Annotated in this window: 20 protein-coding genes; 10 read left to right on the top strand and 10 right to left on the bottom strand. The window is 71.5% G+C overall.

The genetic code is table 11. The annotated features are described in order from the left end of the window. Nucleotides 1–125: 125 nt before the first annotated feature. Genes fabB through VLI41_RS03505 form a run of 3 tightly spaced genes read right to left on the bottom strand, consistent with a single transcriptional unit; the run spans nucleotide 126 to nucleotide 2,453 of the window. Nucleotides 126–1,334 (bottom strand): beta-ketoacyl-ACP synthase I, encoded by a 1,209-nt coding sequence (fabB, locus tag VLI41_RS03515; protein ID WP_325266672.1) that lies wholly within the window; start codon nucleotides 1,332–1,334, stop codon nucleotides 126–128. Nucleotides 1,335–1,352: 18 nt separating this feature from the next. Continuing rightward, nucleotides 1,353–1,865: a 3-hydroxyacyl-[acyl-carrier-protein] dehydratase FabA gene (gene fabA / locus VLI41_RS03510; protein ID WP_325266671.1), complete on the bottom strand. Its 513-nt coding sequence runs from the start codon at nucleotides 1,863–1,865 to the stop codon at nucleotides 1,353–1,355. 51 nt (nucleotides 1,866–1,916) lie between these two features. Beyond that, nucleotides 1,917–2,453, bottom strand: a complete 537-nt coding sequence (locus VLI41_RS03505; protein WP_325266670.1) for an SH3 domain-containing protein — start codon at nucleotides 2,451–2,453, stop codon at nucleotides 1,917–1,919. A 105-nt stretch (nucleotides 2,454–2,558) separates the two neighbouring features. On the opposite strand from VLI41_RS03505, the gene VLI41_RS03500 reads away from it, so the two are divergent. Next, a complete protein-coding gene (locus tag VLI41_RS03500; RefSeq protein WP_325266669.1) occupies nucleotides 2,559–3,545 on the top strand; it encodes a D-glycerate dehydrogenase in 987 nt (328 codons plus the stop codon). Nucleotides 3,546–3,667: 122 nt separating this feature from the next. Here VLI41_RS03500 and VLI41_RS03495 read toward each other — a convergent pair whose 3' ends face one another. Genes VLI41_RS03495 through VLI41_RS03485 form a run of 3 tightly spaced genes read right to left on the bottom strand, consistent with a single transcriptional unit; the run spans nucleotide 3,668 to nucleotide 5,492 of the window. After that, nucleotides 3,668–4,321 carry an O-methyltransferase gene (locus tag VLI41_RS03495; RefSeq protein WP_325266668.1) on the bottom strand — a complete coding sequence of 218 codons (654 nt, stop codon included), beginning with the start codon at nucleotides 4,319–4,321 and terminating at the stop codon, nucleotides 3,668–3,670. After that, nucleotides 4,321–4,749, bottom strand: a complete 429-nt coding sequence (locus VLI41_RS03490) for a VOC family protein (protein ID WP_325266667.1) — start codon at nucleotides 4,747–4,749, stop codon at nucleotides 4,321–4,323. The genes VLI41_RS03495 and VLI41_RS03490 overlap by 1 nt, the downstream gene beginning before the upstream one ends. Next, on the bottom strand, nucleotides 4,746–5,492 hold the full coding sequence (locus VLI41_RS03485; RefSeq protein WP_325266666.1) for a molybdopterin-synthase adenylyltransferase MoeB: 747 nt from the start codon (nucleotides 5,490–5,492) through the stop codon (nucleotides 4,746–4,748). The genes VLI41_RS03490 and VLI41_RS03485 overlap by 4 nt, the downstream gene beginning before the upstream one ends. 5 nt (nucleotides 5,493–5,497) lie before the next feature. On the opposite strand from VLI41_RS03485, the gene hslV reads away from it, so the two are divergent. Both hslV and hslU read left to right on the top strand, forming a co-directional pair. After that, the gene (hslV, locus tag VLI41_RS03480) at nucleotides 5,498–6,088 is read left to right on the top strand and encodes an ATP-dependent protease subunit HslV (RefSeq protein WP_325266665.1); all 591 of its coding nucleotides are present in this window, start codon (nucleotides 5,498–5,500) and stop codon (nucleotides 6,086–6,088) included. A 3-nt stretch (nucleotides 6,089–6,091) separates the two neighbouring features. Further along, nucleotides 6,092–7,396, top strand: a complete 1,305-nt coding sequence (gene hslU / locus VLI41_RS03475; protein ID WP_325266664.1) for an ATP-dependent protease ATPase subunit HslU — start codon at nucleotides 6,092–6,094, stop codon at nucleotides 7,394–7,396. Nucleotides 7,397–7,421: 25 nt separating this feature from the next. Here hslU and VLI41_RS03470 read toward each other — a convergent pair whose 3' ends face one another. Further along, a complete protein-coding gene (locus VLI41_RS03470) occupies nucleotides 7,422–7,895 on the bottom strand; it encodes a DUF2244 domain-containing protein (RefSeq protein WP_325266663.1) in 474 nt (157 codons plus the stop codon). A 139-nt stretch (nucleotides 7,896–8,034) separates the two neighbouring features. On the opposite strand from VLI41_RS03470, the gene nth reads away from it, so the two are divergent. The 7 genes from nth to VLI41_RS03435 all read left to right on the top strand — a co-directional run bounded on the left by nth (nucleotide 8,035) and on the right by VLI41_RS03435 (nucleotide 13,080). Further along, nucleotides 8,035–8,718: an endonuclease III gene (gene nth, locus VLI41_RS03465; protein ID WP_325266662.1), complete on the top strand. Its 684-nt coding sequence runs from the start codon at nucleotides 8,035–8,037 to the stop codon at nucleotides 8,716–8,718. Between the two features lie 59 nt (nucleotides 8,719–8,777). Continuing rightward, entirely contained in the window at nucleotides 8,778–9,767 is a 990-nt protein-coding gene (locus VLI41_RS03460) for an adenosine kinase (RefSeq protein ID WP_325266661.1), read from the top strand. A gap of 2 nt (nucleotides 9,768–9,769) precedes the next feature. Further along, the gene (gene hisB / locus VLI41_RS03455) at nucleotides 9,770–10,360 is read left to right on the top strand and encodes an imidazoleglycerol-phosphate dehydratase HisB (RefSeq protein ID WP_325266660.1); all 591 of its coding nucleotides are present in this window, start codon (nucleotides 9,770–9,772) and stop codon (nucleotides 10,358–10,360) included. A 248-nt stretch (nucleotides 10,361–10,608) separates the two neighbouring features. Next, on the top strand, nucleotides 10,609–11,241 hold the full coding sequence (gene hisH / locus VLI41_RS03450; RefSeq protein ID WP_325266659.1) for an imidazole glycerol phosphate synthase subunit HisH: 633 nt from the start codon (nucleotides 10,609–10,611) through the stop codon (nucleotides 11,239–11,241). After that, nucleotides 11,238–11,960 (top strand): 1-(5-phosphoribosyl)-5-[(5-phosphoribosylamino)methylideneamino]imidazole-4-carboxamide isomerase, encoded by a 723-nt coding sequence (hisA, locus tag VLI41_RS03445; RefSeq protein WP_325266658.1) that lies wholly within the window; start codon nucleotides 11,238–11,240, stop codon nucleotides 11,958–11,960. Before hisH ends, hisA begins: the two co-directional genes overlap by 4 nt. A gap of 2 nt (nucleotides 11,961–11,962) precedes the next feature. Continuing rightward, entirely contained in the window at nucleotides 11,963–12,760 is a 798-nt protein-coding gene (hisF, locus tag VLI41_RS03440) for an imidazole glycerol phosphate synthase subunit HisF (protein WP_325266657.1), read from the top strand. Continuing rightward, a complete protein-coding gene (locus VLI41_RS03435) occupies nucleotides 12,757–13,080 on the top strand; it encodes a phosphoribosyl-ATP diphosphatase (RefSeq protein WP_325266656.1) in 324 nt (107 codons plus the stop codon). Before hisF ends, VLI41_RS03435 begins: the two co-directional genes overlap by 4 nt. 97 nt (nucleotides 13,081–13,177) lie before the next feature. Here VLI41_RS03435 and VLI41_RS03430 read toward each other — a convergent pair whose 3' ends face one another. The 3 genes from VLI41_RS03430 to timA are packed head-to-tail and all read right to left on the bottom strand — an operon-like array spanning nucleotide 13,178 to nucleotide 15,356. Next, nucleotides 13,178–13,744: a Smr/MutS family protein gene (locus VLI41_RS03430; RefSeq protein ID WP_325266655.1), complete on the bottom strand. Its 567-nt coding sequence runs from the start codon at nucleotides 13,742–13,744 to the stop codon at nucleotides 13,178–13,180. Further along, nucleotides 13,741–14,733 carry an MltA domain-containing protein gene (locus tag VLI41_RS03425; protein ID WP_325266654.1) on the bottom strand — a complete coding sequence of 331 codons (993 nt, stop codon included), beginning with the start codon at nucleotides 14,731–14,733 and terminating at the stop codon, nucleotides 13,741–13,743. The genes VLI41_RS03430 and VLI41_RS03425 overlap by 4 nt, the downstream gene beginning before the upstream one ends. 5 nt (nucleotides 14,734–14,738) lie before the next feature. After that, nucleotides 14,739–15,356 carry a TIM44-related membrane protein TimA gene (gene timA, locus VLI41_RS03420; RefSeq protein WP_325266653.1) on the bottom strand — a complete coding sequence of 206 codons (618 nt, stop codon included), beginning with the start codon at nucleotides 15,354–15,356 and terminating at the stop codon, nucleotides 14,739–14,741. Nucleotides 15,357–15,361 lie beyond the last annotated feature (5 nt).

Below are 15,361 nucleotides of genomic sequence, written 5' to 3'. Positions count from 1 at the left end.
GAGGGCCGGCTGGGCTGGCGCCGGATAACAGGTCGAGGGCCCTCGGGCTCGCATCCGGCGCGAGACCGCTGCACGCGCCGGCCCTCACCCTACCCTCTCCCAGGTCTTCGCTGGGGAGAGGGAGCTCACACCCGGCTCATCACCAAGCAGCCGTTCGTCCCGCCGAACCCGAAGCTGTTGGACATCGCCGTCTCGACGGCGCCGTCGCGCCGCGATCGCAGGATCGGCAGGCCCTCGAAGGCGGGATCGAGGTTGTCGATGTGGGCGCTCTCGGCGAGGAAGCCGTTGTTGAGCATCAGCAGGCAGTAGATGGCCTCCTGCGCGCCGGCTGCGCCCAGGCTATGGCCGGTCAGCGACTTGGTGGACGAGATCATCGGAGCGCGGTCGCCGAACACCGCGCGCACCGCCTCCATCTCCTTGGCGTCGCCTACCGGCGTCGAAGTGCCGTGGGTGTTGAGGTAGTCGATCTTGCGGCCGTCGGCGGGCATCGCCAGCCGCATGCAGCGCGCCGCGCCCTCGCCCGAGGGCGCCACCATGTCGAAGCCGTCGGAATTGGCCGCATAGCCCACGATCTCGCCATAGATCTTCGCGCCGCGCGCCTTGGCCCGCTCATATTCCTCCAGCACCACGATCCCGGCGCCGCCGGCGATCACGAAGCCGTCGCGGTCCTTGTCGTAGGCGCGCGAGGCGACCGCCGGCCGGTCGTTGAAGCCCGTCGACATGGCTCCCATGGCGTCGAACAGCACCGACAGCGTCCAGTCGAGCTCCTCCGCGCCGCCGGCGAACACCGCCTCCTGCTTGCCCATCGCGATCTGCTCGTAGGCGACGCCGATGCAGTGGGTGGAGGTGGCGCAGGCCGAGGAGATCGAGAAGTTCAGGCCGCGGATCTTGAACCAGGTGGCGAGCGTCGCCGAGGGGCCCGAGCTCATCGCCTTGGGCACCGCGAACGGGCCGACCCGCTTGGGCCCCTTGGTCCGGGTGGTCTCGGCGGCTTCCACGATCGAGCGGGTGGAGGGCCCCCCGGAGCCGACGATCAGGCCCGTCCGCTCGTTCGAGACCTCGGCCGGCTCCAGGCCCGAATCGGCGATCGCCTGCTCCATGGCGATGTGGGCGAAGGCGGTCCCCTGGGCCAGGAATCGCGCGGCGCGCCGGTCGACCATCGCCTCCCAGTCGATCTGCGGGGCGGCGTGCACCTGGCAGCGGAAGCCGAGCTCGGCGTACTCCGGCGCCGCGACGATCCCCGACCTCGCCTCTCTCAGCGACGCCAGCACCTCATTGGCGTTGGCGCCGATCGAGGAGACCACGCCCAATCCGGTGACGACCACCCGGCGCATGACAGAACCTCCGCTGGCTTACGGACGCTTGAGGCCCACGCGCAGATCCTCCGCCCGATAGATAGGCTCGCCGTCGGCCTCCAGCACCGCATCGCCGATGCCGAGGACGAGCCGGCGGTTGATCACGCGCTTCATGTCGATCTTGTAGACCACCATCTTCTTCTCGGGCGTCACCTCGCCTCCGAACCTCACCGCGCCGCAGCCCAGCGCCCGGCCGCGCCCCTCTCCCCCGATCCAGCCCAGGAAGAACCCCACCAGCTGCCACATGGCGTCGAGCGCCAGGCTGCCGGGCATGACGGGGTCGCCAAGGAAGTGGCAGTCGAAGAACCAGAGCTCCGGCCGGATGTCGAGTTCGGCCTCGATGTAGCCGAGCCCGTGCGCGCCGCCCGCATCGCTGATCTTGACGATACGGTCGAACAGCAGCATCGGCGGCGCGGGCAGCTGGGCGTTGCCCGGGCCGAACATCTCGCCGCGGGCGCAGGTGAGCAGTTCCTCGTAATCGTAGTGATCCTTGGCCTTGGGCCCGGTCATGGCGCTCTTCCGTCGTGAGGCGCAGCCCCTAGCACGAGCCGCCAGGCCCCCTCAACGGCATTGCGCCGCCGCCGCCGTGCCCCACAGCTCGCCTTCCCTGGCCCAACCGCCGACGCCGTCCACGTGCACGCGGCACCAGCCTTTGTCGCAGCGGTCCAAGGCCGCGAGCGCCCGCGGGTTCAGGTAGCCCACGGTCGCCGAGCCCGGCCGCGGCCGCCGCAGGAGCGGCGCCGGCCTCGCCTGGGTGTTCATCGCCATGCGCCGCCCGTCGGTGGTGCGCTTGTGCACCCACACCAGCGCGCCGTCCGGGTCGCAGACGCGCCGCCACTCGGAGGTCTCGGCCACCACCTGCACGGGGAGGCCCTTGACGCGATAGACGAACAGCAGCCGGTGGTCGTCGCCCGGTCCCGCGCGGGCGTTCACCCGGTCGAACTTCAGCGAGACGTAGCGCGGCACCGGCAGGCCCGAGGGCGTGCTGCGCTCCTCGCGCGCCGCGACCCCGCCGGCCGCGCCCAAGATCGCCAGGGCGAGGCCCAGCGCCGCGGCCCGCCGCGAGGCGCGCCTGCGCCTTCGCCTCACATGCTTCACGCGAGCCTCGCCTTGGCCGCCCATGGACCCTTTGCTAGAGGTTCTTGAACCAGAGCGCGCCACGCGAAGCGGCGCGACGCCCGAGGTCTCCTTTTCAAGTCCGCCATGGCCGCCCGCAAGCCGAAAGTCATCGTCACGCGCAAACTGCCGGATCCGGTGGAGACCCGGATGCGGGAGCTGTTCGACGCCGAGTTGAACGTCGCCGACCAGCCCTTCACCCGCGCCCAGCTGGAGGACGCGGTCGGCCGCGCCGACGTGCTCGCCCCCACCATCACCGACAAGATCGACGCATCGCTGCTCGCCAAAGCCGGCGACAAGCTCAAGCTGATCGCCAATTTCGGGGTCGGCGTCGACCACATCGATGTCCCGGGCGCGTTCGCCAGGGGGATCGCGGTCACCAACACGCCGGGCGTGCTCACCGAGGACACCGCCGATCTGACGATGGCGCTGATCATGGCGGTGGCGCGGCGCATCCTGGAAGGCGCGCAGGCCGTGCAGGCCGGCGCCTTCACCGGCTGGACCCCCACCTGGATGATGGGCCGCCGGGTCACCGGCAAGCGGCTGGGCATCATCGGCATGGGCCGGATCGGCCAGGCGGTCGCGCGCCGCGCCCGGGCCTTCGGCCTGCAGATCCACTACCACAACCGCAAGCCGGTCTCCTCGCGCATCGCCGAGGAGCTGGAGGCGACCTACTGGGAGAGCCTCGACCAGATGCTGGCCCGGGTGGACATCGTCTCGGTGCATTCGCCGCACACGCCGGCCACCTATCACCTGCTCTCCGCCCGCCGGCTGAAGCTGCTGCAGCCGCATGCGGTGGTGATCAACACCGCCCGCGGCGAGATCATCGACGAGCAGGCGCTCGCCGACCTGCTGGAGCAGGGCAAGATCGCCGGCGCCGGCCTCGACGTCTTCGAGTTCGAGCCGACCATCAACCCCAAGCTGCTCAAGCTGCCCAACGCCGTCCTCCTGCCGCACATGGGCTCGGCGACGCTGGAGGGCCGCATCGACATGGGCGAGAAGGTGATCATCAACATCCGCACCTGGATGGACGGCCACAAGCCCCCCGACCGCGTGCTGCCGCAGATGCTGTAGTCCAGTTGCTCCTCCTCAGGGGGAGCTGTCGCGGAGCGACTGAGGGCGTTTCATCCCAAGCGCTCCTGCTGAAACCTCCGGTCCTTTGGGCCACCTCCCGCTGTTGGGGGAGGAACCAGCGGCTACCGCAGCACGCGCACCAGGCAGAAGCCGTCCCAGCCCTTGGAGCCCACGGTCTGCACGGCGGTGGCGGTGACGCGGGGCTCGGCGGCGATGATCTCGAACATCCGCCGCGTGCCGCGCGCCGAGGCGTCGCCCTTCGGATTGGCGACGCCGCCGCCGCGCACCACGTTGTCGACCACGATCAGCCCGCCCGGCCGCGACAGCTTCAGCGCCCACTCGAAGTAGTCGGGGTTCGAGGGCTTGTCGGCGTCGATGAACACCAGATCGAACGGACCCCTCACGTGCGGCAGGCTCTCCAGCGCCGCGCCGACCCGGATCTCGATGCGCTCGGCGAGCCCGGCGCGCGCGATGTTGCGCCGGGCCACCTCGGCGTGCTTCGGCTCGTACTCCAGGGTGACCAGCTGGCCGTCGGGCGGCAGCGCCCGCGCCATCCAGATCGCCGAGTAGCCGGCCAGGGTGCCGATCTCCAGGATGCGCCGCGCGCCGACCAGTTCGGCCAGGATCGCCAGCAGCTTGCCCTGGTTCGGCGCGACGTTGATCATCGGCAGGCCGGCGGCGCGGGCGTCCGACAGCGCCTGGTCGAGGATCTCGTCGCGGTCGATCAGCGCCTCCACGAGGTAGGCGTCCACGGCGGTGAAGGCGTCCTGGTCCATCAGCTCGTCTCCTGGCTCGGCCGCCCCCCGAGGTCCTCGTAGAAGCGCAGCAGATACCCGTCGGGGTCCGCGACGACAAACTGTCGGTTGCCCCGCTCGACCTCGCCCGCGCGATACCAGCGGGTCTCGAGCGGGATCAGCGGGGCGCCTCCCGCCGCCTCGACCCGCGCCAGCAGGCCCGCCGCGTCCGCGACCCGGATCTGCAGGTTGATCCCCCGCCCGAACGGCGGCTCGAGAGGCGCGGTGCGGAACCGCCGCCCCGGCCCGGCCGCCGCCTCCAGCATGAGCTCGGCGCCCTCACGCTCCAGGTAGATGAAGCGTTCCTCCGGCCGCTGGTGGCGCACCGAAAAGCCGAGCACGCCCACGTAGAAGGCGATCGATCGGTCGAGGTCGCCGACGTCGAGCTCCGGGACCAGCGGCGCGGTCATGCCTCGGCGCCGCCGCAGACCGGGCATTCCGGGTCGGCCGCCACGCGCACCGTGCGCGTCTGGCCGGCGAGCGCATCATAGATCATCAGCCGCCCGGTCAGCGGCTCGCCCGCCCCGGTGAGCAGCTTGATCGCCTCCAGCGCCATCAGCGAGCCGATCACCCCGGCAAGGGCGCCCACCACGCCCACCACCGAGCAGGTCTCGGCCTCGGGCGGGATCTCCGGCACCAGGCAGCGGTAGCAAGGGCGACCGGCGAACACCCCGGCCTGCCCGGTCCAGCGGCCGATCGCCCCGCTGACCAGCGGCTTGCCCATCCGCACGCAGGCCGCGTTGACCGCAAACCGCGTGGCGAAGTCGTCGGTGCCGTCGAGCACCACGTCGACGCCGGTGACCAGCTCATCGGCGGTGTCGTCGGTGAAGGCGCCGTTGTAGCCGGCCACGAAGATGTGCGGATTCAGCGCCGCCAGCCGGTCCGCGGCGGCCTCCGGCTTGGCGCGGCCGAGGTCCTCCTCGGTGTAGATCACCTGCCGCTGCAGGTTGGAGAGGTCGACCTCGTCGGGATCGGCGAGGATCAGGGTGCCGAGCCCGGCCGCCGCCAGATAGAGCGCGGCAGGCGAGCCCAGGCCCCCCGCGCCCACGATCAGCGCGCTGCCGGCCTTCAGCTTCTGCTGGCCCGGGCCGCCCACCTCGCGCAGCACCAGGTGCCTGGCGTAGCGCTCGATCTCGACGTCGGTGAACACCATCCGGCTTGACCTCTCACCCCGCCCTGGCCACATGCCCTGCCATGGCGAACGATCCCTCCGCCCCGCCGCCCGCCTGGCATGGCACCACCATCCTGGCGGTCCGCAAGGCAGACAAGACGGTGATCGCCGGCGACGGCCAGGTCTCGATGGGCCAGACCATCGTGAAAGGCAACGCCCGCAAGGTGCGCCGGCTGGCCGGCGGCAAGGTGGTCGCGGGCTTCGCCGGCGCCACGGCCGACGCCTTCACCCTCATCGAGCGGCTGGAGACCAAGCTCGAGCAGTATCCCGAGCAGCTGGCCCGGGCCTGCGTCGACCTGGCCAAGGACTGGCGGACCGACCGCTACCTGCGCCGGCTCGAGGCCATGCTGATCGTCGCCAACCAGGCCGAGATCTACACCGTGACCGGCATGGGCGACGTGCTGGAGCCGGAGAGCGGGGTGGCGGCCATCGGCTCCGGCGGCAACTTCGCGCTCGCCGCCGCCCGGGCGCTGCTGGACTCCGCTCTCGACGCCGAGGCCATCGCCCGCAAGGCCATGGCCATCGCCGCCGACATCTGCGTCTACACCAACCGCGAGCTGGTCATTGAGACGGTCTGAGCGATGACCGAGTTCTCCCCCCGCGAGATCGTCTCCGAGCTCGACCGCTTCATCGTCGGCCACCCGGAGGCCAAGCGCGCCGTGGCCGTGGCGCTGCGCAACCGCTGGCGCCGCCGCCACGTGCCCGAGGACCTGCGCGACGAGGTGACGCCGAAGAACATCCTGATGATCGGGCCCACCGGCGTCGGCAAGACCGAGATCGCCCGCCGGCTCGCGCGGCTGGCCCAGGCGCCTTTCCTGAAGGTCGAGGCCACCAAGTTCACCGAGGTCGGCTACGTCGGCCGCGACGTCGACCAGATCGTCCGCGACCTGGTCGAGAACGCCATCGCCATGGTCAAGGACAAGCGCCGCGCCGGCGTGCGCGCCACGGCCGAGGCCGCCGCCGAGGAGCGGATCCTGGACGCGCTCACCGGGCCGGGCTCGGTCGCCGCCCGCGAGGCCTTCCGCAGGAAGCTGCGGGCGGGCGAGCTGGACGACAAGGAGGTCGAGCTCACGGTCGCCGATTCCGGCCAGGCGCTGCCGATGATGGAGATCCCCGGCCAGCCCGGCGCGGCCATGGGCGTGCTGAACCTCGGCGACATGCTGGGCAAGGCGTTCGGCGGCCGCACCAAGACCCACAAGACCACCGTCGCCGGCGCCTGGGCCCCGCTGATCGCCGAAGAGAGCGACAAGCTGCTGGACCAGGAGGCGCTGACCCAGGAAGCCCTCGAGCTCGCCGAGCAGGAGGGCATCGTCTTCATCGACGAGATCGACAAGGTGGCCGGCAGCCGCGAGCGGGCCGGCGCCGACGTCTCCCGCGAGGGCGTGCAGCGCGACCTGCTGCCGTTGATCGAGGGGACCACCGTGGCCACCAAGTACGGCCAGGTGAAGACCGACTACATGCTGTTCATCGCCTCGGGCGCCTTCCATGTCGCCAAGCCCTCGGACCTCCTGCCCGAGCTGCAGGGCCGGCTGCCGATCCGGGTCGAGCTGAAGGCGCTGACCCGCGAGGATTTCCGCCGCATCCTCACCGAGCCCGAGGCCAACCTGATCCGCCAGCACCAGGCGCTGCTGGCCACCGAGGGCGTGACGCTCGCCTTCACCGAACAGGCCATCGATGCGCTGGCCGACGCCGCCGTCGAAGTCAACGGGGCGGTGGAGAACATCGGCGCGCGCCGCCTGCAGACGGTGCTCGAGAAGGTGCTGGAGGAGATCAGCTTCGCCGCCGCCGACCGGGCCGGCGAGACCCTCACCGTGGACGCCGACTACGTCGCCGCCCGCATCGGCGAACTCGCCCGCAACGCCGACCTCAGCCGCTTCATCCTCTAGCTCCCTCCCTTGATGGGGAGGGAGTTCACCCCCGCTCGCGCTTGGCCTGCCAGATGGCGCGTTCCAGGGCCTGGGCGAACTCGCCGCGCTCGCGCGGGCTGAGGGCGACGGCGACGGCGAGCTCGCGTCCGGAGAGCGCCAGCTTCAGGGCGGTCGCCCGGCCCTCGTCCCGTTCCACGTGCACCCGGGTGAAGGCCGTCGGGCTCTCCCAGATCACCCGCGACCACCTGGGCGTCTCCTGCACGACGCGCACGTCGCGGCTGGTCACCCGCACCCGCTCGATGCGCTTGCCGGCCCGGAAGCTGACCAGGAAGGCCACGATGACCGCCAGCAGGTCGATGCCCAGGAAGATCGGCACGAAGGTCGCGCCCATGGCCACGAACACCGCCGCGCTGGCGCAGTTCGCCAGCGTCACGACCGCGATCAGCACGATGAAGCCGCGCTCCGACAGCGACCGGTTCGCCCGGATCTCGGCGTCCATGTAGACGGCCTCGGTCATCGGCTCCGACGATAATTCGCAAGCTCGCATCACTCCACCCGCTCGTTCCCGCGAAGGCGGGAATCCAAGCGGCGGTTCAGCTGCGACGCGGTCAGGATCCCCGCTTCCGCGGGGATGAGCGGAGATGTTAGAGGGCTCCATGGCCAAGCCCGCCAGGAAGCCCGCGAAGAAGCGCCTGACCGCGGCCGAACAGGCGCGGATCGCGGAGATCTTCGCCCGCTTCGAGGCCCAGGAAAGCGATCCCAGGACCGAGCTCGACTACGCGAGCCCGTTCACCCTGCTGGTGGCGGTCGTCCTCTCGGCCCAGGCGACGGACGTTTCGGTGAACAAGGCGACGGAAAGGCTCTTCGGGGTCGCCGACACGCCCGCCAAGATGCTGGCCCTGGGCGAGGCCGGCCTGAAGCCGTTCATCGCCTCGATCGGCCTCTTCAACACCAAGGCCAAGAACGTCATCGCGCTCAGCCGCATCCTGGTCGAGGCCTATGGCGGCGAGGTCCCGCTGGACCGCGAGAAGCTGCAGGCCCTGCCCGGCGTCGGCCGCAAGACCGCCTCGGTGGTGCTGAACGAGCTCGGCGTCGAGCCCGCCATCGCCGTCGACACCCACGTGTTCCGCGTCGCCCACCGCCTGGGGCTCTCGAACGGCAAGACCCCCGAGCGCGTCGAGCAGGACCTGCTGGCGGTCGCGCCCGAGCCCTACCTCACCCGCGCCCACCACTGGCTGATCCTGCACGGCCGCTACACCTGCACCGCGCGCCGGCCAAGGTGCGACGATTGTCCCGTCGCCGACCTCTGCCCCAGCCGGCATCTGTTCGTGGGGCGCTGACAAATCGGCCCGGCCGCTCTAAGTCGCCCGCAAGGTCCCGGCCGAGGAAAGCCCCTGCGATGCCCGAGCTCTATGACGTGGCCGCGATCGGCAACGCCATCGTCGACGTGATCGCGCCGGCGACCGACGAATTCCTCGACGAGCACCGGCTGACCAAGGGCGCGATGATGCTGGTCGACGCCCAGCAGTCGGCGGCGCTCTATGCGAAGATGCAGCCCGGGCTCGAAGCCTCCGGCGGCTCGGCGGCCAACACCGTCGCCGGGCTGGCGAGCTTCGGCGGCAAGGGCGCCTTCCTCGGCAAGGTCGCCAACGACCAGCTGGGCCAGGTCTTCGCCCACGACATGGCCGCGATCGGCGCCTGCTTCACCAACGCCCCGCTCGAGCAGGGCCCGGCCACCGCGGTCTCGATGATCAACGTCACGCCCGACGGCCAGCGCACCATGTGCACCTACCTGGGCGCCTCGGTCATGTTCGGCGACGATGACGTCGACCCGGCGGTGGTCGAGGCCGCGAGGATCGTCTACCTGGAGGGCTATCTGTTCGACGCCAAGGCCGCGCGGCGCGCCTTCGCCAAGGCCGCAGCCCTGGCGCACGGCGCGGGGCGGATGATCGCGCTCACGCTGTCCGACAGCTTCGTGGCCGAACGCCACCGGGGCGCGCTCAAGGGCTTCATCGAGAGCCAGGTCGACCTGCTGTTCGCCAACGAGAGCGAGATCACCGCGCTGTTCGAGACCGCCAGCTTCGATCGCGCCGTCGAGGCGCTTCGCCCTCTCGTCAGTCTGGCCGCCGTGACCCGCGGCGAGCGCGGCTCGGTCGTCCTGGACCGTGGCGCGCGGCTCTCCGTCGCCGCCGAGCCGGTGGAAAAAGTCGTGGACACGACCGGCGCGGGCGACCAATACGCCGCCGGGTTCATGTTCGGCCTGGCGAGGGGGCGGCCGCTGCTTGCATGCGGCCGGCTGGGCTCGCTCGCCGCGGCGGAAGTGATCTCGCACTACGGTCCGCGGCCGCAGGTCAGTCTCGAGGAGCTGGCGGCCGCCAAAGGGTACTGACGATGAGCCGCACGGCGGAGATCGCCCGCGACACCAAGGAGACGAAGATCCGCGTGGCGGTGGATCTCGACGGGACCGGCGTCTCCGAGATCGCCACCGGCATCGGCTTCTTCGACCACATGCTGGAGAGCTTCGCCCGCCACGGCGGCATCGACCTGAAGGTCGCGACCCAGGGCGACCTGCACATCGACATGCACCACACGGTGGAGGACACCGGGATCGTCATCGGCCAGGCGGTGAAGCAGGCGCTGGACGGGTTCACGGGCATCCGCCGCTTCGGCCACGCCTATATCCCGATGGACGAGACGCTGACCCGTTGCGCCATCGACCTCTCCAACCGGCCCTACCTGATCTGGCGCGTGGACTTCAAGACGCCCAAGGTCGGCGAGATGGACACCGAGCTGTTCAAGGAGTTCCACCACGCCTTCGCCATGAACGCCGGCGCCTGCGTGCACCTGGAGACCCTCTACGGGGTCAATTCGCACCACGTGGCCGAGAGCGGCTTCAAGGCGCTCGCCCGCGCGCTGCGCCAGGCCGTCGAGCTCGACCCCAAGAGCCTCGGCCATGCCCCCTCCACCAAGGGCGTCCTCTGACCGTCCGGCGCCAAGGTCGGAACCACGGAAAACACGGAAAACACGGAACAAGTGGGACCACGGATATCACGGATTCGCACGGACGCACGTCCGCGCTGCGCCGCAGGCGCGATCCTCGTCGCAAGGATCCGCGCGCCGTCGCGCGCGACATGCAATCCGTGCCCATCCGTGGAATCCGTGGTTCAAAATCATATGGGCGCGCCAGCCGCTTCCGTGTGTTCCGTGGCTCATATCGCGGATGTCCGCTGATGCAGCGCCTCGCCCTGATCGACTACGGGTCGGGCAACCTGCGCTCGGCCGAGAAGGCGCTGGTCAAGGTCGCCGACGGCCAGGCCGAGATCCTGGTCACCTCCGATCCGGAGACGATCGCGCGCGCCGACCGCGTCGTGCTGCCCGGCGTCGGCGCCTTCGCCGCCTGCATGGCCGCGCTCCAGGCGCGGGACGGGGCGATCGAGGCGATGAGCGAGGCGGTGCGGACAAAGGGCCGCCCCTTCCTCGGCGTCTGCGTCGGCATGCAGCTCCTGGCGACGCGCGGCCTGGAGTTCGGCGAGACCGCCGGCCTCGACTGGATCCCCGGTGACGTGAGGAAGCTCGAGCGCGCCGACCCTTCGATCAAGGTGCCGCACATGGGCTGGAACTCGCTGCTCGGCGTCTCCGACCACCCGCTGTTCGCACCGCTCGCGAAGGGCGAGGTCTACTTCACCCACTCCTTCGCCATCTTCCCCGATGATCCCGCCGACGTGGCCGCGAGCGTCGAGCACGGCGGCCGGTTTCCCGCGGCGGTGGCGCGCGGCAACGTGGCGGGGGTTCAGTTCCACCCCGAAAAGTCGCAAAAGCCTGGCCTGGCGCTGTTGGCGCGATTCCTGGAGTGGCGCCCGTGATCCTCTACCCGGCCATCGACCTGAAGGACGGCCAGTGCGTCCGCGTGGTGCGGGGCGATCTCGGCCAAGCCACCGTCTTCAACGCCGACCCCGCCGACCAGGCGCGAACCTGGGCGGCGCAGGGATTCCACTGGCTGCACGTGGTCGACCTGAACGGCGCGGTCGAGGGCCGCGCGGTCAACGCGTCCGCGGTCGAGGCCATCCTGCACGCCGTCTCCGTGCCGGTGCAGCTCGGCGGCGGCGTCCGCGCCATGGGCGACATCGAGCGCTGGATCGAGGCTGGCGTCAGCCGCGTCATCCTCGGCACCGTCGCGGTGCGCGAGCCGGAGGTGGTGCGCGCCGCCGCGCGCCGCTTCCCCGAGCAGATCGCCGTCAGCGTCGACGTCCGCGCCGGCAAGGTCGCCGTGCAGGGGTGGACCGAGGACAGCAACCTCGACGCCATCGCCGTCGCCCGCCGCTTCGAGGACGCCGGGGTCTCGGCCCTGATCATCACCGACATCGACCGTGACGGCACGACGCTCGGCTTCGACGTCGAGGCGTTCGGCGAGATCGCCGATCGTGTGACCATCCCCGTCATCGCCGCCGGCGGCCTGGCGAGCGTCGACGACATCGTCCGGCTGAAGGCCCGCGCCGGCGTGCCGATCGCCGGCGCCGTCCTGGGCCGGGCGCTCTACAACGGCGCGATCGCGCCTGCCGACGCCCTGCAGGTCGCGGCGTAGGTATGCTTTCGGTCCGCGTCATACCCTGCCTCGACGTGAAGGACGGGCGCGTGGTGAAGGGCGTGCAGTTCGTCGCGCTGCGCGACGCCGGCGACCCGGTCGAGCAGGCCCGCGCCTACGACGCCGCGGGCGCCGACGAGCTGATGTTCCTCGACATCACCGCCAGCCACGAGAACCGCGGCATCATCCTGGATGTGGTGGCCCGCACCGCCGACGTCTGCTTCATGCCGCTGTCGGTGGGCGGCGGCATCCGCAGCGTGGAGGACGCGCGGCGCCTGCTGCTGGCCGGGGCCGACAAGATCTCCATCAACACCGCCGCGGTCGAGGACCGCGACCTGATCTCGGCCTGCGCCGACGCCTTCGGCAGCCAGGCGACGGTGGTGGCCATCGACGCCAAGCACGGCAGCACGCGGACCGGCCCGGGCGGCCGCAACGACGGCTGGGAGGTCTGGACCTACGGCGGGCGCAAGCCGACCGGCCTCGATGTCGTCGGCTACGCGGTCGAGGCGGCGGCCCGCGGGGCCGGCGAGATCCTGCTCACCTCCATGGACCGCGACGGGGCCAAGAGCGGCTACGACCTCGACCTTCTCAAGGCGGTGAGCTCGGCCGTGAGCGTGCCGGTGATCGCCTCCGGCGGCGCCGGCGGCGCCAGGGACATGGCCGAGGCGGTGACGGGGGGCGGGGCCGACGCCGTGCTCGCCGCCTCGATCTTCCACTTCGGCGAAGTCTCGATCTCCGAGGTGAAGCAGGCCATGGCCGGCGCCGGCATCCCGGTGCGCCGAACGGGAGAGGCCGCATGAGCCGTTTCGCAGACGTCGTCGCCCGCCTCGCCGCGGTCATCGAAACCCGCAAGGGCGCGGACCCGGCAAGCTCCTACACCGCCCAACTGCTCGCCGATCCCGCCCGCGCCGCCAAGAAGCTCGGCGAGGAATCGGTCGAGACCGTCATCGCCGCGCTCTCGGCCGACAAGGCCGCCCTCGCCGCCGAGAGCGCCGATCTGATCTACCACTGGCTGGTGGTGCTGGCCGCCGCCGGCGTCAGCCTCGACGACGTCGCCGCCCAGCTGGAGGCCCGCGAAGGGACGAGCGGGCTCGAAGAGAAGGCGGGGCGGCCCAAGTAGGCCGCTCGTTCCCGCGAAAGCGGGAATCCAAGCGGACTCGATGCCGGGCCAGATGCCGCTTGGGTCCCTGCGTTCGCGGGGATGAGCGGAGTTGGTTTCACCCCCGCGGCTTGCGCTTCAGCGCCACGTAGAGCGCGCCTTCGCCGCCGTGGCGGCGGTGGGCTTCGGAGATGCCGGCGACGATCTCGGAAAGCCGCGGCGCGGCCAGCCATTCGGGGGTCATCCGGCGCAGCACGCCGTCGCCCTGCAGGCCCTTGCCGGTGATCACCAGCACCGCGCGGTAGCCCTCGTCCCAGGCGCGGCGCAGGAAGCCGTCGAGCAGGGCGCGCGCCCGGTCCTGGTCCAGGCCGTGCAGGTCGAGCCTGGCCCCGATCGCCTCGCGCTCGCGGACGATGCGATGCTTCCGGCGCGGCTCGATGTCTTTTCCCTCCCCGCCCTGGGGAGGGACCGGCGAGCGAACGCGAGCCAGGGTGGGGAGGTGGGGAGCAGTCTGCGAGGCGGGTGGCTGGCCTGGACTCCCCCACCTTGACGGCTTCGCCGCCTGCCCCTCCCCATCAAGGGAGGGAGTCGGCGCTTCCGGCGTCGCCTTGCCCGGCAGCGGATGGACGGTGCCCGCGACCAGGCCCCAGAGCCGCAGCTCCTCCGGTTTCAGCGGGCGCTTCATCTGGGCGCCAGCCGATAGAGCCGCAGCTCATGGCGCACGCGGCCGGCTTCGTCGCCGGCGGCCTCGCCCTCGCCGAGGTAGAGGTCGGCGCGCACCGGTCCTTCGATCGCCGCGCCGGTGTCGAGCGCCACGACCAGCCGCCGGTAGGCGGGCTTCGCGCCCGGCAGCACCGGCTTGTCGGCATCGATCCACAAGAGCTCGCCCATGGCATGGAACGCCGGGTCGACCGCCACCGCGCGGCCGGCGGGCAGCGGGACTCGCGCCGAGCCCGACGGAGGGCGGCCGTCGTCGGCGGCCAGGCGGAAGTAGCCGTAGCGCGGGTTCAGCCGCATGACCGCGTCGGCTTGCGGCCCGCGGTGCGCCGCGAGCCAGGCGCGGATCGACTGCGCCGAGACCTCGCCGGGCAACAGGCCCCGGGCGCGCATCGGCCCGCCGATCGCCAGATACGGGCGGCCGTTGGTCCCGGCGTAGAGCGCCTTCATCCGCCGGCCGTCGGGGAACACGAGCACGCCCGAGCCCTGCACCTGCAGGAAGAACAGCTCCTCCGGGCGCATCCAGGCCAGCGCATCGGGCGCCGGGCTGGACTCGATCCTCGCGCGGTCAGGCTGCGGACCGCCGGCCCGGGGCGGCGGCCGCACGGCGGCGGAGAACTCGCCGTCCTGGCGCGGGCGCGCCGGGTACTCGGGCGCGAAATAGGCGGTCAGCACGCCCGATCCCGCCGCCGGGTCGGGACTGAAGTTGTCCTCGAAGAAGGCGCGGGCGGCGGCCTCCGTCAGCGATCCCGCCGTCCTGGCGCGCCGGCAGGGGCCCCCCATCGCCGGATCGCGCGCCGCGCCGCAGGTTTCGCGGAACGCCGCGAAGGCGGCGGCGTGATCTTCGGAGGCCCAGCCGGGCAGCTCGGCGAAGCCCGCCGCGCGCGGCGCTCGCGCCGACGCCGGCGCAGCCAGGAGCGTCAGGGCGAGCCCCGCCCCCGCAGCTCGCCATGTCACGGGAATCAAGCCTCCGCGGCGTCGACGTGGACCAGCATCCAGTTGGGGTCGCGGCTCTTAAGATTGCGTTCGAAGGTCCACAGCTCGGCCGTGCGGCGGTCGTCCACCGCCTCGCCCTCCGGGCCTTTGGAGCGCGAGCGGAACTCCGCCAGGAAGCGGACCGTCATGCGCGCCAGGTCGCCTGGCTCGACCTCGGCCTTGTCGAGGTCCGCGCGCGGCGGATGCAGGAATTCCAGCGTCTCGGTGCGGCCCTCGGATTCGCGCTGGGCGATCGCCGCATCGAAGCTCGCCATCACCGGCGGGGCGAGCAGGTTCTTCAGTGTCGCCCGGTCGCCCTCGGCGAAGGCCTTGACGATCATCTGGTAGGCGGCCTTGGCCCCGTTCAGGAAGTGGCCCGCATCGAACCCCGGGTCGCGGGATTTCACCGCCGCCAGCCCGGAGAGCGCGACCCCTTCGTCAGGGGCCTGGGCGGCCCGGTCGGGGGCCGCGACGCCCGGACGAGCCGTCCCCGGGGCGGGCGCATCCTCCGGCTGCCGGCCGACGCGCCGCCCCAGCACCGAATAGAGCTGGTAGAGCACGATGCCGGCCAGGCCGGCGAAGATGATCAACTCGAGGACTTGCAAGGACG

This window comes from Phenylobacterium sp. (genome assembly GCF_035475775.1).
In the GTDB taxonomy this organism is placed as follows: Bacteria; Pseudomonadota; Alphaproteobacteria; order Caulobacterales; family Caulobacteraceae; genus Phenylobacterium.
Note: the sequence above shows the minus strand (reverse complement) of the source record. Positions and strands in the feature narration are given on the sequence as shown.

Excerpts from the sequence above, each read along its gene's own strand:
- fabB (WP_325266672.1), bottom strand. The coding sequence starts at position 1,334 with ATGCGCCGGGTGGTCGTCACCGGATTGGGCGTGGTCTCCTCGATCGGC.
- fabA (WP_325266671.1), bottom strand. The coding sequence starts at position 1,865 with ATGACCGGGCCCAAGGCCAAGGATCACTACGATTACGAGGAACTGCTC.
- VLI41_RS03500 (WP_325266669.1), top strand. The coding sequence starts at position 2,559 with ATGGCCGCCCGCAAGCCGAAAGTCATCGTCACGCGCAAACTGCCGGAT.
- VLI41_RS03495 (WP_325266668.1), bottom strand. The coding sequence starts at position 4,321 with ATGGACCAGGACGCCTTCACCGCCGTGGACGCCTACCTCGTGGAGGCG.
- VLI41_RS03490 (WP_325266667.1), bottom strand. The coding sequence starts at position 4,749 with ATGACCGCGCCGCTGGTCCCGGAGCTCGACGTCGGCGACCTCGACCGA.
- VLI41_RS03485 (WP_325266666.1), bottom strand. The coding sequence starts at position 5,492 with ATGGTGTTCACCGACGTCGAGATCGAGCGCTACGCCAGGCACCTGGTG.
- hslU (WP_325266664.1), top strand. The coding sequence starts at position 6,092 with ATGACCGAGTTCTCCCCCCGCGAGATCGTCTCCGAGCTCGACCGCTTC.
- VLI41_RS03470 (WP_325266663.1), bottom strand. The coding sequence starts at position 7,895 with ATGACCGAGGCCGTCTACATGGACGCCGAGATCCGGGCGAACCGGTCG.
- nth (WP_325266662.1), top strand. The coding sequence starts at position 8,035 with ATGGCCAAGCCCGCCAGGAAGCCCGCGAAGAAGCGCCTGACCGCGGCC.
- VLI41_RS03460 (WP_325266661.1), top strand. The coding sequence starts at position 8,778 with ATGCCCGAGCTCTATGACGTGGCCGCGATCGGCAACGCCATCGTCGAC.
- hisB (WP_325266660.1), top strand. The coding sequence starts at position 9,770 with ATGAGCCGCACGGCGGAGATCGCCCGCGACACCAAGGAGACGAAGATC.
- hisH (WP_325266659.1), top strand. The coding sequence starts at position 10,609 with ATGCAGCGCCTCGCCCTGATCGACTACGGGTCGGGCAACCTGCGCTCG.
- hisF (WP_325266657.1), top strand. The coding sequence starts at position 11,963 with ATGCTTTCGGTCCGCGTCATACCCTGCCTCGACGTGAAGGACGGGCGC.
- VLI41_RS03435 (WP_325266656.1), top strand. The coding sequence starts at position 12,757 with ATGAGCCGTTTCGCAGACGTCGTCGCCCGCCTCGCCGCGGTCATCGAA.
- VLI41_RS03430 (WP_325266655.1), bottom strand. The coding sequence starts at position 13,744 with ATGAAGCGCCCGCTGAAACCGGAGGAGCTGCGGCTCTGGGGCCTGGTC.